We start from the raw sequence: 14,480 nt of genomic DNA, 5'->3' as shown, positions 1-14,480 counted from the left end.
TGTTATCTTAAAGTTACAGGAATAGAATAAGATTGATTTGCACCGTCAGTTACTGTCAATGTATATTTCTTTCCGCGAAGGATGGAGTTATCAAAGAATGAAACGACATTGGTACCTGCTGTCAGCTCGATGTCAGTGTGATAAATCTTTTCATTTTGAGCGTTGGTCAAAAACAGTTGTCCGTTTCCGGAGGCTTTCGTGTAGAAGTCTATTTCATACTTCTCACGGTCGGGATGACGCATCATGTCATAGACACCCGTTGCGGTGTTGACCATTGCCAGATAAAAGCCCGGAGTATAATCGGGAACAGCTTTCATGCCGGCAAGTTGAAGCCCTTTCTGTACGTATTCGTTTTTCATCAGTAGTTTCCAGATAAGTCCCGAACGATAGTTTTCCATCATGATTGCCATTGGAGCGTGTTCCATTGCCAGATAATCCGTACCGACCGATTTATCCGCAGGACAATAAGAAATACTAAAACCGTAGTTGCCGTTGAGTTTAGGATAATTCTTCGACAAGTTCATCAGTACTTGGGCAGAGTAGAACGGAGTGAATGGGAATGCGCTGATAGCTGCAGTCGGTGCGATGATGCCATCATCGCTTTGAGGGTCGCGTGAAAGATATTCGGGGTGTTCACCACAACCACCGCAGGCGGTCAGTCCCCAGTCGGAAACAGAGTACTTGTGCGCTGCCGGAGCTTCATATACGCAGTAGTGACGGTTTATCAGGGTATGACTTAGGTTTTGTGTCCAGTAATAGGCATATTCATCTTCCATCAATCTCGGGTCCAGGCCGAGGAAAGAATACTGGGACAGGAATAACGGTCCACCGTATTCACTGCCTAACGGAAGCGGATAACCATAAGTTTTTCTGTTCGGGGAAGCGAAGTTATATCCTTGCCAGCAGTTCTTATAGATGTCCGTCGGGACTTTGTGGTTGTCCGGTGCTGCCATTGCCAGGATATATACGAGTAATGTTTCGTTCCATCCTACCAGAGGAAGTTCGTAGCGGTTTTCATCCTGATGCCATATCCAGTACAGTTTGCCATCCTTTATGAAATGATTCCATTCGATAGATTCCCAAAATTCCTGTGTTGTCCGGCGGATTTCTTTTTCTGCTTCGCTGTCTCCGGTGAAGTATTCGCAGGCAGTCAGCAGACCGCCCATCATGAAGGCCGTCTCTACAATTTCTCCGGCTTCTTTCTGGTCGCCGAACGGGGTTATTTTTCCATCGGGTTTGTACCAATGTGCCCAGGTCCCTTTGAAACGGTCGGCTTTTTTCAGGAAGCGTACTATCTTGAGGATTTGATTTGTTGCGTCCTCACGACTGATCCAGCCGCGTTCCGTACCTATAATGAGGTTCATAACTCCCATTCCACTGGCTCCGGTGGTCAGGGTTGTTTTATCCGTAGAACTGTTGCAGGCCATTCCGGTAGCTTGATTGGCTCCTTTGACGAAGTAGTTGACTACTTTTTGCTGTTGCTCGTTCATCAGTGATTTCATCGCCAATGGTGAGTAGGTATTATCGTTGACGGTAGTCGTATCTCCTATGGTAGATTCGTCTTCCACACAGTTGCACAGCATCAGAGCTGAAAACAGGGCGGCTGCTATATTTAATATCATCTTTGACATATTTATTTTTATTTGTTGATTCGGTTAATAGTTTGGATTCTGTTTCAGTTTGCCATTAGACTTATCTATCTCGGTTTGCGGGAGAGGATATAGTTCATGCTTGCCGACAACAAAATTGGCAATCTTATCCTTGGCGATTCCCCAGCGTACGAGGTCGAAATAGCGTTCAAACTCCAATGCCAGTTCAATGCGACGTTCGTGGCGTATCTTTTCACGCAATTCGTCTTTGTCGCTGGTGGTTATTTTAGGCAGTACCGACAGGCCGTTGCGTGCCCGTGCCCTTACCATCTCCAGTTTGTCTTTGGCCTCATCGAGATCATTTGTTTCACAGGCGGCTTCAGCGTGCATCAGCAGGATGTCTGCATAGCGGATGATACGCGGATTACACCAGTAACCATAACACCAGTCGGCACGTCCGTAAAGTGAACGTTCACTTTTGGGGCAATAGGTTTTCTTGTTGAAATATTTGTAGTCGCTTGCTACGATTACGTCACCGTCTATACTCTGACCGTTTTCCAGTATGGTGGCATCGAAACGCGGGTCGTTAGCTTCATAGTCGTCCATCAGGTCATCACTGGGAGCATTGTGTCCCCAACCTAAATTCGGGAAGCCACGGACACCATTCATCATACACCATTGATTGCCGTCACCTATGATAGAGACATTCTGGTCTGGTTTGAAGTCAGCGTTAATCTCCCAGATTGATTCGGGACCGAATTCATTCTTTTCCCAGAACATTTCGGCATAAGGAGTGGTGAGGTCATTGTCTTTAGAGTCGATAATCTGATGAGTGTAGACTAAACAGTTGGCATAGTCTTTCTCGTACAGGTAGGTCTTGGCAATGATAGCGCGGGCGGCATTTTGAGTAGCTCGTCCGGTATTACCCGAACTGATCTGTTCCTGACGGGTAGGCAGGTGGTTGATTGCCTGTATTAATTCAGGTAAGTACTTGTTGCGGATGGCTGTTGCGCTTAGCTGGTCGGCCATTTCTTCTTCTTTTCCCATCACTCTGTCCACGTAAGGTACTGCACCGAATGCTTGTGTCAGGCGGAAGTATGCTGTGGCACGGATAAAATATGCTTCGGCTTTCAGTTGTTCGGTATCGGTTGTTTTTCCGCTGTTGGTTTCTATCTCTTCTATTATTTTCAGTGCTTCGTTGGCTTTAGTGATGGCGTTGAACTGAAGGCTGTAATATGAAGAGAACATACCATTGGCTGCGGTGAAAGACATGGTAGGGAATTGATTGAAGTCTACTCCGCCATCGCCGGAAGGTCCTCCGGGATGACTGTTGTCTGCGGCGTGGCAGTGCATAGCTGTGACAGGCCAGCTCTGCTGGGCGAATGTGTTGTAGCCGTCCATCAAGGTGGCAAGGGCGAGAAGTTCCTGGCCGGTACTCATATCATAATTACCGCTATGGTAGGTGCCTTTGGGGGCAGTGTCCAGGAAACTGTCACTACAGGACGTGCAGGCAAATAATGCTGCTATTATATATGTAATTCGTTTCATGATTTGTTGTTATTAGTTTAGAAGTTGATTGATAGTCCTACTGTGTATATGGATGGTAGCGGGTAGGTGTCTCCTTGGTCCATACCACCTTGCAAGGCATTTCCTCCGATTTCCGGTGTGAATCCTGAAGTATGTTTGAAAGTTAGCAGATTTTGTCCGCTTACGTAAACACGTAATCCGGAAATACCCAGTTTGCTCACGGCCGTTTGTGGCAGAGTATAGCCTAACTGTATATTGCGCAGGCGAATATATGAACCGTCTTCCAACAGGTTGGTTGATGACAGATAGTTGTGTCCGCGTGATTTATCCAGAATGGGCTCTTTATTGGAAGTGCCCGGTCCATGCCATCTTTGAAGACTTTTTTCATAGAAATTAGTGGTAGTCCATGCTACGGTTTTCTTCAGGTCAAGGATTTTGTTTCCACTTACGCCATTGAAGTCGATATTCAAATCAAAGTTCTTATAGCCGAATGTGAAGTTAAATCCGTAAGTGAATGTAGGCATCGGGCTTCCGAGGAAAGTACGGTCGGCATCTGTAATTTTGTTGTCACCGTTCAGGTCTTTGTAGCGGATGTCTCCCGGTTTCGCATTCCATGTCATAGGATAATAGTTGTCGATTTCTTCTTGTGTCTGGAAAATTCCATCCTGTACATAGCCATAGTAGGAACCGATAGGATGTCCTACCGATGTACGATGATAATCGCCGGATATAATGTCGGCATTATTGTCGCCCAGTTCCGTTACTTTATTTTTCAATGTACCGCCGTTAACACCTATACCATAGGTAAAATCACCTATTTTATCCTGCCAGGAAAGAGTAAACTCAAAACCTTTGTTGTTGATGGAGCCTGCATTGGTGATGGCATACCCTGCACCGATGGAAGAAGATACGGATACATTGGCTAAAAGGTCGTTGGTTGTTTTGCTATAATAGCCGAGTTCTACTCCCAGACGGTTGTTGAATAGTTGGGCGGAAAGTCCGACGTCGATACCAGTCATTACTTCCCAATGAATATCTTTATCGATATCATAGTTGAGGGTAGGAATGAATTGTGTCACTCCGTTAATGATAACTTGTTTACCTTTTGGGTTAATGGTAGGATAGTACAGGTAATTCCCGATCTTGTCATTCCCCAGTTTACCCCAGCTTACTCTTAATTTGGCAAAGTCCACTACTTCTTTCAGTGGTTTCATAAAAGCCTCTTCACTGATAACCCAGCCCAGACCGACTGACGGGAAATATCCCCAACGGTGTGAGGGAGAGAACTTGGAAGAACCGTCAGCACGAAAAGTTGCTGTTAGTAGATAGCGGTCTTTGAATGCATAATTTACACGTGCAAGATAGGATATAAAGGCCTCTTCGTTCCACCAGTCACCTGCGGAGACGCGCTTTACAGAGCCCATGCTAAGCATCCACAGGTCTTCGGGAACTACTTTCATACCATTGGCCAAACTATCTACTTTTGCATTGAATCCTTCACTGGTGGCTTTGCGGGCGGTATATCCCACTGTTGCGTCGATGCGGTGATCGCTTATCATTTTCTTATAACCTAAAAGGAAATCTGCCTGGAAAGTACGCCCTTCGTCGCTCTTGCGATAGAAAGCTGTAATATCGTTTTTGTGGGCGGAGTGGCTGGTAGAGTTGTTCACGTCATAGCGCGGTGTGTATTGTTCACCACGATAAAGTCCGAGATCCATATAACCGGTAGCCTTGAAGGTAAAGTCTTTCAGGAAATTCCATTCACCGTAGATATTACCGATAATACGGTAGTCACGGTATTTCTCCGTATTTTTATAAAGCTCCATTTGTGCGACAGGATTGCCTACGTTGGACTGTATATCAGCCGATGGATGGAAAACTGAACCGGGATTCTCCGGATCGTAATCTTCTTCCGGGGCATAAGGTACATAAGTAGGGAGCGCCATTACCGCATTTTGAATTTTGGCGGATGCCGGTTTGCTGTCCATACGGGAGAGGTTGATGTTTCCCCCGGCTTTCAGATTCTTGGTAATATCGTAATCTTGTGAGAAACGTATATTGAAACGTTGGTAAGTGTTGTATTTCAATACTCCATCCTGTTTATAATATCCCACAGATAATAAAGATTTGCTGTTTTTCCCGGATTTGGATACGGTCAGGTTGTGATTGGTAACAACAGCTCTTTCTCTAAGTACTTTGCTTTGCCAATCCGTTCCTGTACCCAGCATTTCAGGAACCCATGAAGCAGCATTCGGGTCCTGGTTCTGTAGCATTTCATTATAGAGCATGGTGAATTCCGACGCATTAGTCAGACTTACACGGTCGCGTTTCCATACTGTCTGTGCACCGAAATAGCCGTCATAGCTGACAGATGTTTTTTCTCCTTCGGCACGTTTGGTTGTAATGATAATCACACCGTTAGCTCCTTGTACACCGAAGATGGCAAGGGATGAAGGATCTTTCAGAATTTCCATACTGGCAATGTCGCTGTTGCTCAAGAACTTAATGTCTGACATCAACATCCCATCCACTACATATAAAGGATTACTGCTGGCATTCAGAGTACCAATACCACGAATCTTGATATCCGGCTCTGCTCCTGCCGATCCGGAATTGGTCACCATAAGTCCCGGTACTTTTCCTTGCAGTGAGGACATTACATTATTAGTAGGCGCATTTTTGATATCCTCACCGGATATAGAGACGATGGCACCTGTCAAGTCTCTTTTGCGGGCAGTTCCATATCCGGTTACCACCACTTGATCTAACTGGTAATTGTCATTTTTCAGGTAAACCTTGATTTCCGTAGAACGTTCTTTGTTGGTGATCGGGATAATTTCGGTTTTCATTCCGATAAAGCTAACGGCAAGTTTATCTCCGACTTTCACGCCTTTCAGAGAAAAGCCTCCGCTCATTTCCGTCTGGGCTCCGTTGGTAGTGCCTTGAATCACAACTGCGGCTCCCATTAGTCCCATGCCGGTCTCTTCTTCAAAGACTGTACCGCGGATGGTAAAATCCTGTGCCTGCGCCATACAGGTACAAGATAAAAGGAATAGATACAATACTACATGTTTTATCATTCTCTTAAGATTTTAAAGTTAATGAATCTGCTATCGCCAACAAAAATAGATGCAGAGAATGGGACTTTCTAAAATTCCTCCCCTACAAAGCTTTCAATACTTTTATCTGATACCTGATAGCAGCACATCAAATATACATCATATTTCAAATTTGGAATATAGATGTTTGTATATTAACAATTTACATTATATGTAAATTTACAAATATGTTATATGCTTTTGGGCGGTAACGAGAATTTAATAACTTCTTTATGAATGTTTCTCTACAGTATCAGTTGTTTTGTTTATAGCATATTTTCATTTATTCATAAGGTAGCATTTATAATTTCTTCTGCATAGATTAATAACTTCTCCCCATCAGTTAATCAATTCTTCTATATGTATTCGTTGAATGCACTTGAGCAGCTGTCTTGTTACATAAGTGCAACAAGGCGGCTGCTCAAGTCTGTTCGGGAGAATGCACAAGTGCAAACAAAGATATAAATATGGGGAGCAATATGCCAGTAAATAACATATTGCAAAAAATGCAGTTTTCTCACGGAAAAAAGCAAAAACAACCTATTGTTTTCTGTGAACTTTTCTTAAAATAAGGGCCTTTTTAGGGTTAAGTAATTGATTATTAGTTCTGTGACATTTTTGTTTTTCCCCCTATAATACTTAAAATAAGAGCAAAAATGTGGCGGATGGTTTTTCCTCCTTGTTTCACATAACTTTTCTGTTTTTTATTTCACATCATCCCATGTATCTGTTCTGAATGGGAAAGCACTCAATCCGAAAGTATTCCGTAAGGTAATATTGCCTACATAATTACGGAAAGCATATCGTACGGCTACCGGTTGAGGAACCTGTTCGCTTTGTACTTCTACCTTGTTGCTACGTCCTACAACCTTAGCTTTTGCCGGATAGAATTTTTTGTCAGCTCCTGCTATTTCGAATCCTTCCAATTGTTCGAACGTGGGGAATAGTCCGGCACGGGCATTGTCGAATGCTACTATTGCTTTGCCGTCAGTGTATTCCACGTTAGTCATCATAGGTCCGGTGGATGGCAGTTTGCGTACTCCGTAAGTTTGAGTTAACGCAAGAGTAGCAAGGCGGAGACCCACCGGCTCTTTTTGGGAAGGGTGGATGCAGAACTCGTTGCCGATATCTGTGGTAGGAACAATACCGGAATTCGGGATTGTTTTCAATGCGTTCACTTGAGCTTCGCGCAGTAAGGCAGCTTCTATATCACGACTGTTCTTATATTTATAAGGGGCAATCTGAACGTAATAGAAGGGCATATCCGGTGCTTCCCATACATTACGCCAAAGCTGTACCATAGCTGTCATCATCGGAGCATAGAACTGATAGTTGGATATGTTCGATTCTCCTTGATACCAAAGGAATCCACGTGCAGTGAAATTCTTAACAGGCCATAACATCAAGTTGTATAAACATTCCAAGCGTTGGCGTACATCCCGTTTCGGACTTTTGGCAGCTTCTATATTCATGCCTTCGATGGTACTTAATGTTTGTTCGTCCATCCATGCTTCGATTGCCGAACCTCCCCAACTGTTGATAACCAATCCTACCGGAAGATTGAGACTTTGGGTTAACTGTTTGGCAAAGAAATAGCCTGTGGCACTGCAATCAATAGTTGTTTCCGGTGAAGATACTTCCCATTTTTTTCCTTCGAAATCTGTCCGCTTTTGAATGTCTTTGATTCTTGGTACGGTGATAAAGCGGATACGATCACGATAGTTGCCTGCATTCAGAATCGTTTCGAGCGAGTTGTCAACAGGTTGTGCTGAATTTCCCATCATGCGCATTTCCATATTCGACTGGCCGGAGCAGATCCACACTTCTCCAATCAGTATATCCGAAAGAGTGACTGGAGTTCCATCACTGATTGTTATGGAATAAGGAGTATATCCTCCGGCAGGAGTGTCTACTTTTACCAGCCAGTTTCCGTCTTTATCGGTAGATGTCCGATAAGTCCGGTTATTCCATGAAGTGGTGATAGTTACCTTTTTACCGTCTGCCCGACCCCATAGTTTTACGGAACTATTTTGTTGGAGTACCATGTGGTCTCCCATCATTGCAGGAAGTTTAACTTTACCTTGTGCAAAAGGGAGAAATAACAGTAGTAAGGCGGGAATTAAAAGCTGTCTTTTCATGTTGTTATTTATTAGATAAGATTATTACTCTACAATTTCTTTCGCTCTGTCCAATGCTACATTGATATTCGGACAGATATTTTCCTCTCCCAATAGTTCATAGAATCCGGATTTCTCCAATACTTTATGAACTTTCTCGTTGACTCCGGAAAGGATAACGGTAATCTTCTCCTTCTGCGACATCTCACAAAGAGTGGTCAGGTTATGGATACCCGTAGAGTCGATAAACGGAACTTTACGCATACGGATGATACGTACTTTCGGACGGTCACCCAATTGTGCCATTGTCTCTTCGAACTTTGTGGCGATGCCAAAGAAGTAAGGACCGTTGATTTCATATACTTCCACTCCTTTGGGGATTATCAGATTCTCTTCGTGTACGGCGATATCGAGTTCCGAGTTCGGATCAATCTCGTCCGTGATAACAGAAATCTCGGTAGTCTCCATAACACGCTTCATAAAGAGTACACAAGCGATGATAAGTCCGATTTCGATGGCAACTGTCAAGTCGAAGATAACAGTAAGGAAGAATGTGATCAGAAGTACTGTTACATCCGATTTTGGATTTTTCAGTAAAGCCTTGAATACGCGCCATCCGCTCATATTATAGGAAACAATGACCAATACTCCGGCAAGGCATGCCATCGGGATATATTGTGCAAGCGGCATTAGGAAGAGAAGAATCAGCAGCAGGACGACTGCATGGATGATTCCGGCTATCGGTGTCTTACCTCCGTTGTTGATATTTGTCATAGTACGGGCAATGGCTCCGGTAGCGGGGATACCGCCAAACAAAGGAGCTACGATATTCGCTGCACCTTGTGCAATCAGTTCTGTGTTGGAATCGTGGCGGTCGCCTATCACACCATCGGCAACGGTGGCGGACAACAGTGATTCGATAGCTCCCAACACGGCAATCGTGACGGCAACCGGGAATAAGTTTTTAATGGCTTCCCAATTCAATGTGGGTACAACGGCATCGGGTAGCTCGGAATTGATTGTAAAGCGGTCGCCAATGGTTGGGATGCAGTCAATTCCGCCGTACATCTTCATCAAGTAAACGGCAACTGTCACCACGATGATAGCAATCAGTGAGCCGGGAATTTTCTTGGAAAATTTGGGTGAGATGGCGATGATGATGATACTGATAATGCTTACGATGGTATTCCACCAGTTCACCGTGTCGAAATGGCGGAAATAAATCAACCATTTTCCAATAAAGTCACCCGGAACTTTCTCGTCTCCAAACGACAGGCCGAAGATATCGGCTATCTGTGTGGTGAAGATGGTCACAGCGATACCACTGGTGAAACCTACGATAATCGGGTAAGGAATGAACTTGATAACGGCTCCTAGCTTGAATACTCCTAATAATATAAGGAGAACACCTGCCATGAGCGTTGCTACAATCAGTCCGGCCTCTCCATATTGTTGGATGATTCCGTAGATGATGACGATAAAAGCACCTGTCGGTCCGCCGATCTGGACTTTGCTTCCGCCCAGCAATGAGACGATAAATCCGGCAATAATAGCGGTAATGATACCCTTTTCGGGTGATACGCCCGAAGCAATACCAAAGGCAATGGCTAACGGCAACGCAACGATACCAACGATGATACCTGCCATCAAGTCTGCCATGAATGTTTCTTTTGAATAATTTTTTAGGCAAGAAACCAATTTAGGTTTGAATTCAAATAGTTTCATTTTCTATGAGTTGTTACGTGATCGTTTGTCTTTTGTAAAGTAGAGGTTGCAAAATTATATAAAATAATCGAAAGAAGTATGTTTCTCGACATACTATTTGATTTCTGATAGGTTTTATCAATGAGGGCATAGATTTTATTAATGAGAAAAGTAGGGCGTTTTATGAACAAATAGCTTATATTTGCGTTATAAATAATACGACAAGTTACGTGTGGTAATCAACCAATTTAAAATATAATAAGAATTATGGCTAAGAGTATTAAAGGAACTCAGACAGAGAAGAATCTGCTGACTTCATTCGCTGGAGAATCACAGGCAAGAATGCGTTACACTTATTTTGCAAGTGTGGCTAAAAAAGAAGGTTACGAACAGATTTCGGCTATTTTTACTGAAACGGCCGATCAGGAAAAGGAACATGCGAAACGTATGTTTAAGTTCCTGGAAGGTGGTATGGTAGAAATCACTGCCAGCTATCCGGCAGGTGTAATCGGTACTACACTCGAAAATCTTCGCGCTGCCGCTGCTGGTGAACACGAAGAATGGTCGCTGGATTATCCTCATTTCGCAGATGTGGCAGAACAGGAAGGTTTCCCGATGATTGCCGCTATGTATCGTAATATTTCTATTGCTGAGAAAGGTCACGAAGAAAGATATCTTGCTTTCGTGAACAATATCGAGAATATGACTGTATTCGCTAAAGAAGGTGAAGTAGTATGGCAATGCCGTAACTGCGGTTATATCACTGTAGGTAAGGAAGCTCCGGAAGTTTGCCCGGCTTGTTTGCACCCGCAGGCTTACTTCGAAGTGAAGAAGGAAAACTATTAAAAGAGGATTTCTGATTAGAAGATAGTTGGTTCCACGTCGGGAAGCTTTTCGTTTCCGGACGTGGAACTTTTTGTTCCGGTCTATCGGCGTTTTATTGACGATCGTCAGTTGAAACCTGTTATTGAGAACTATTTCAAGGAGTATCTCGGACAATTTCCTGCTCAGGTATTTGATAAGATCAATGAGAATTTCGTCCGTTGTTCTTGCTATGAGGTGATGAGCCGATATCTAAGCAATTGCTATACCTTTGCTTTGGAACAAAATTTGCCCAATGGGCGTGCAGACCTTGTGTTGACCGGTATTCCAGGCTCTACTTTCCATAATGATTGCCGTGTCGTTGAGTTCAAATATTTCAAGGCTAAGGATGCAAGTATGGTTGAAAGCTTGAATGCTCCACGCGTGGAAGATGTGGAGCAGGTGAACAGTTATGCTGCCGATATTAATCACCAATTTCCCAACTACCGGATACGTACGTATGTCGTATATCTGGCAGCAGGAAAGGTGTGTAAGATATGGGAAACCTAAGAGCCTTAACGTAGGGTATTAATAAGCTACGTTTGAAAATCTCTCTATAAAAGGCAGGAAGAAATTATTAATCCCTTTGTCCCGTATCAAATCAACGGAACAAAGGGATTAATAATAAATTAGGAAAAGCTGCTTTATTGTGCAGCCCTAGTTTTATTCTATTTTGCTAAAGTGAATACGAAGAGGGGCCCATGTCATATCTTCCATCATGCTATAAATCATGGCTCCAAAATCTTCTCCTTGCGGTTCATAATCATCCAATGTGCATTCCAATACTTCTTTGCTATCCACTGTGATTAGTCGGAAACCGACAAGAGCCGGGCGGATGTCTTTGTGGGTAGTAGAGAAATTGACGTTTACATCAGGTATTTCCAGTATGGATATTTTTACGTTTGCACCGTTATTCTCTTGGAACATCTTATTTCCTTCTTCTTTGAAAGTGATTTTACGGGGAGATGTCCCGAAATAATTTTTCAGGTCTCCGGATAGATCGGGAGTGAATGTATATTCTAAGTAAGAGTCACCTTCAAATGTTATTCGGTCTGAAGGTGTCCCTTTGGGTGCTTTGCTGATATCTTCTCCATACATCTCGAACAAATCAAGATTTGTTATTTTATCAAATGCCCAAGTTCCGGTAAATATATCCGGTCCGCTTATAGTGACAGTAAGTGTGCCGTTACTACCTATAGCATACCCGTCTTTATTAGCTAAACGGAGGATAAGTTTATCTTTCCCTTCTTCTTTCTTCAGGTATTTGATAGAGAAACTTCCTGTATTCCTGTTGATAGGAACAACAACTTGGGCTCCATTTACGAATTCATAGTGTACCCCTTCTATTGCGGTAGAACTTTCATCTACTTCAATATCGAAGGTTGTCGCTACTTTTACCTTATATGCTCCTCCTTTCATATTAGTCAGTTTGATAGAGAAGTCAGCACTGAATCCAATTTTTCCTGTACTGTTCTCAAAGGACATTATGATTCCATTATTATTTAATAAGTTTACAGAAGCATAATTCATCAATCCTAACGAGAAACCTTCCGGAGCTTTTTGTAGATTAACATATAATTCTTTATTTTCATCACCGATACTTTCTTCAATACGGGTTAATGTAAAAGTAGCTTCTGTTTCACCTGCTTTCAGTAGGATGGATGATTCCGATGCAGTGAAATCTACACCTTCAACAGCCGTTCCGGCAAACAGAATAGGAATAGAGACGTCCGTTGGAGGAGCTTGGTCAGCCTTTATTTTCAATTCTATACTCCCTTTGGCCAATGTATAAAATGGTTGGTCGATATAGATTTGAGGTAGGCGCTGGTTATCATCAGATGAACAGGAAGCAAAAATCAATGTCATGCTCATCAATATACATAGATAATGCCCTAATTTCTTCATAACATTTCTTGGGTTTTTGTGGTTATTGTTATTGATTTATACTGCTTTCATATTCTGCTTTTATCGCATTATATTCCGCTACTTCTTCAGTAGTCAACACAGTAGGATTGGGTAATTTATAGGTTTTATTTATGAAATTAGTATCTGATTGCGGTGGCAATTCATCTATATCTTCGCAAGCTGTGTAAATTGCTCCGGATAATGCGAGGGAGATCATAAATATCCCGCTATATATTTTCTTTTTCATATTTAAATCCTCCATTTTATTTATTTTGTATCTCTTTATATCCAGGATTTTGTATCAATCCGTTCTCTAAATCCAAATCGTGCAAAGGAATTGGAAAGGTATACATATATTTTTCTGTCACATACTTCAGGCCATTGAGTGCTGTCCAATATTCCGGTGAGCCATTCCGTTTTTGCTCAAAGAAACGGTCTCCTTCCAGAAATAACTCTTTTCTGCGTTCTTGCAGAATGAATCCCATTAGTGGGGTTAGAGCATTACCCTCTACATCCGTTTTTATGACTTCCTTGTCTGAGAGAGCTGGTAGTTTGTCAACTGTCAGGTCGGTATAATTATTGATGCGATGCGCCCGCAGTTCGTTGATGGATTTCAGGGCTTTGTCTTCTTGCTTCATGTGATAATGACATTCCGCTTCCATCAGCTTGAATTCGGCTGCTCTCATACCACAAAAGAAAATCTTTTTTGCTTGCCGTTCGGTGTTTACCCAAAGTGCATAGCGGATATCGCTTGTTTTTTCTTCTTCGGAGAAAGTACTTAAAAAACGCAGGCTGACGGGGCGATATTTAAGGGTGGTATTTACTCCGGACAGATCGTCGCTGCCGGTGGCTGTGACAGCAAGATATGATTTTAAAAGCTGGTTGCCCGTCAATTCGTATGCGTTAGTCATCATAGCTTTGTATGCCTCACCTTCCAATAAGGGATATTTATTCAATAAGTCTTGGGCTATCGGAAGTGCTTTGCTCCATTGCCGTGTCCAGAAATACATACGAGCCTGATATCCTTTTACGACATCTTCCGTGAAGCGGTAGATCTTATCATTGATATGATAGCTGGCAGCCTTTTGCAGATCGGATTCTATCTGATTGATAGTGGCTTGCATGGTACTGCGGAGTGGCTTTTCTTCCATATCAAATGTTGTCACAAGTGGAAGCCCGAGCTGGGTGTCGAATTCTCCCGTACGGGGTACTTCGCAGAATATCCGTAATAATTGATAATATGCCGCACCTCTTATGGCATAGGCTGTCCCTCGAATTTTATTAGATTCTTCTGTATTGCTTTCTTCCATTTCATTCAATACGATATTACAGTCGCGAATAAATTCATAAAGAGATTGGTAGTAATTGGCATATTGATTTTGTCGGATAATATCACCTACGTATGTTGCTAAAGCACGTGCGCCCGATCCGGTTAGACAAGTTTCAAAATTATCACCGCATACGGCATCCCATGTCATCCATTGATTGGCATTACCTACCAAATAGCTGTCTGAACCGGCGTCAATACTGTTAAGGCGTGTGTGAATAAGTGCTGAGAACTCTTCTGCCGTCTTAGGGATGGTACGTCCGTAAGGCTTTATATCTAAATAGTTGCTACACGATACGCATAATAATGCTAGTATCGCAATACTTATTATATTTCTTTTCTTCATAGTGCT

Annotated in this window: 10 protein-coding genes; 2 read left to right on the top strand and 8 right to left on the bottom strand. The window is 42.8% G+C overall.

Going from position 1 to position 14,480, the window contains the following annotated elements:
* Window positions 1-2: 2 nt before the first annotated feature.
* The 5 genes from ACNOGP_RS04155 to ACNOGP_RS04135 all read right to left on the bottom strand — a co-directional run bounded on the left by ACNOGP_RS04155 (window position 3) and on the right by ACNOGP_RS04135 (window position 10,056).
* Window positions 3-1,622 (bottom strand): glucoamylase family protein, encoded by a 1,620-nt coding sequence (locus tag ACNOGP_RS04155; RefSeq protein ID WP_418214138.1) that lies wholly within the window; start codon window positions 1,620-1,622, stop codon window positions 3-5.
* A 33-nt stretch (window positions 1,623-1,655) separates the two neighbouring features.
* A complete protein-coding gene (locus tag ACNOGP_RS04150) occupies window positions 1,656-3,137 on the bottom strand; it encodes a RagB/SusD family nutrient uptake outer membrane protein (protein ID WP_418214137.1) in 1,482 nt (493 codons plus the stop codon).
* Window positions 3,138-3,154: 17 nt separating this feature from the next.
* Window positions 3,155-6,196, bottom strand: coding sequence for a SusC/RagA family TonB-linked outer membrane protein (locus tag ACNOGP_RS04145; protein ID WP_418214136.1), 3,042 nt, complete (start codon window positions 6,194-6,196; stop codon window positions 3,155-3,157).
* Window positions 6,197-6,918: 722 nt separating this feature from the next.
* The gene (locus ACNOGP_RS04140; protein WP_418214135.1) at window positions 6,919-8,352 is read right to left on the bottom strand and encodes a sialate O-acetylesterase; all 1,434 of its coding nucleotides are present in this window, start codon (window positions 8,350-8,352) and stop codon (window positions 6,919-6,921) included.
* Window positions 8,353-8,376: 24 nt separating this feature from the next.
* Window positions 8,377-10,056, bottom strand: coding sequence for a SulP family inorganic anion transporter (locus ACNOGP_RS04135; RefSeq protein ID WP_186966220.1), 1,680 nt, complete (start codon window positions 10,054-10,056; stop codon window positions 8,377-8,379).
* Window positions 10,057-10,302: 246 nt separating this feature from the next.
* On the opposite strand from ACNOGP_RS04135, the gene rbr reads away from it, so the two are divergent.
* Both rbr and ACNOGP_RS04125 read left to right on the top strand, forming a co-directional pair.
* On the top strand, window positions 10,303-10,881 hold the full coding sequence (gene rbr, locus ACNOGP_RS04130; protein ID WP_005676804.1) for a rubrerythrin: 579 nt from the start codon (window positions 10,303-10,305) through the stop codon (window positions 10,879-10,881).
* A gap of 60 nt (window positions 10,882-10,941) precedes the next feature.
* On the top strand, window positions 10,942-11,406 hold the full coding sequence (locus ACNOGP_RS04125; RefSeq protein WP_418214134.1) for a PD-(D/E)XK nuclease domain-containing protein: 465 nt from the start codon (window positions 10,942-10,944) through the stop codon (window positions 11,404-11,406).
* Between the two features lie 153 nt (window positions 11,407-11,559).
* On the opposite strand, the gene ACNOGP_RS04120 is transcribed toward ACNOGP_RS04125, so the two are convergent.
* From ACNOGP_RS04120 to ACNOGP_RS04110, 3 genes are read right to left on the bottom strand one after another with little or no spacing between them, the layout of a single operon-like run.
* Window positions 11,560-12,801 (bottom strand): hypothetical protein, encoded by a 1,242-nt coding sequence (locus tag ACNOGP_RS04120; protein WP_418214133.1) that lies wholly within the window; start codon window positions 12,799-12,801, stop codon window positions 11,560-11,562.
* Window positions 12,802-12,829: 28 nt separating this feature from the next.
* Window positions 12,830-13,048 (bottom strand): hypothetical protein, encoded by a 219-nt coding sequence (locus tag ACNOGP_RS04115; protein ID WP_418214132.1) that lies wholly within the window; start codon window positions 13,046-13,048, stop codon window positions 12,830-12,832.
* Between the two features lie 16 nt (window positions 13,049-13,064).
* Window positions 13,065-14,474 carry a RagB/SusD family nutrient uptake outer membrane protein gene (locus tag ACNOGP_RS04110; protein ID WP_418214131.1) on the bottom strand — a complete coding sequence of 470 codons (1,410 nt, stop codon included), beginning with the start codon at window positions 14,472-14,474 and terminating at the stop codon, window positions 13,065-13,067.
* Window positions 14,475-14,480: the final 6 nt, after the last annotated feature.

Source organism: Bacteroides difficilis, assembly GCF_048319815.1.
GTDB lineage: Bacteria > Bacteroidota > Bacteroidia > Bacteroidales > Bacteroidaceae > Bacteroides > Bacteroides zhangwenhongii.
This window is presented reverse-complemented; position numbering and strand designations above follow the sequence as displayed.

Excerpts from the sequence above, each read along its gene's own strand:
- ACNOGP_RS04155 (WP_418214138.1), bottom strand. The coding sequence starts at position 1,622 with ATGATATTAAATATAGCAGCCGCCCTGTTTTCAGCTCTGATGCTGTGC.
- ACNOGP_RS04150 (WP_418214137.1), bottom strand. The coding sequence starts at position 3,137 with ATGAAACGAATTACATATATAATAGCAGCATTATTTGCCTGCACGTCC.
- ACNOGP_RS04145 (WP_418214136.1), bottom strand. The coding sequence starts at position 6,196 with ATGATAAAACATGTAGTATTGTATCTATTCCTTTTATCTTGTACCTGT.
- ACNOGP_RS04140 (WP_418214135.1), bottom strand. The coding sequence starts at position 8,352 with ATGAAAAGACAGCTTTTAATTCCCGCCTTACTACTGTTATTTCTCCCT.
- ACNOGP_RS04135 (WP_186966220.1), bottom strand. The coding sequence starts at position 10,056 with ATGAAACTATTTGAATTCAAACCTAAATTGGTTTCTTGCCTAAAAAAT.
- rbr (WP_005676804.1), top strand. The coding sequence starts at position 10,303 with ATGGCTAAGAGTATTAAAGGAACTCAGACAGAGAAGAATCTGCTGACT.
- ACNOGP_RS04120 (WP_418214133.1), bottom strand. The coding sequence starts at position 12,801 with ATGAAGAAATTAGGGCATTATCTATGTATATTGATGAGCATGACATTG.
- ACNOGP_RS04115 (WP_418214132.1), bottom strand. The coding sequence starts at position 13,048 with ATGAAAAAGAAAATATATAGCGGGATATTTATGATCTCCCTCGCATTA.
- ACNOGP_RS04110 (WP_418214131.1), bottom strand. The coding sequence starts at position 14,474 with ATGAAGAAAAGAAATATAATAAGTATTGCGATACTAGCATTATTATGC.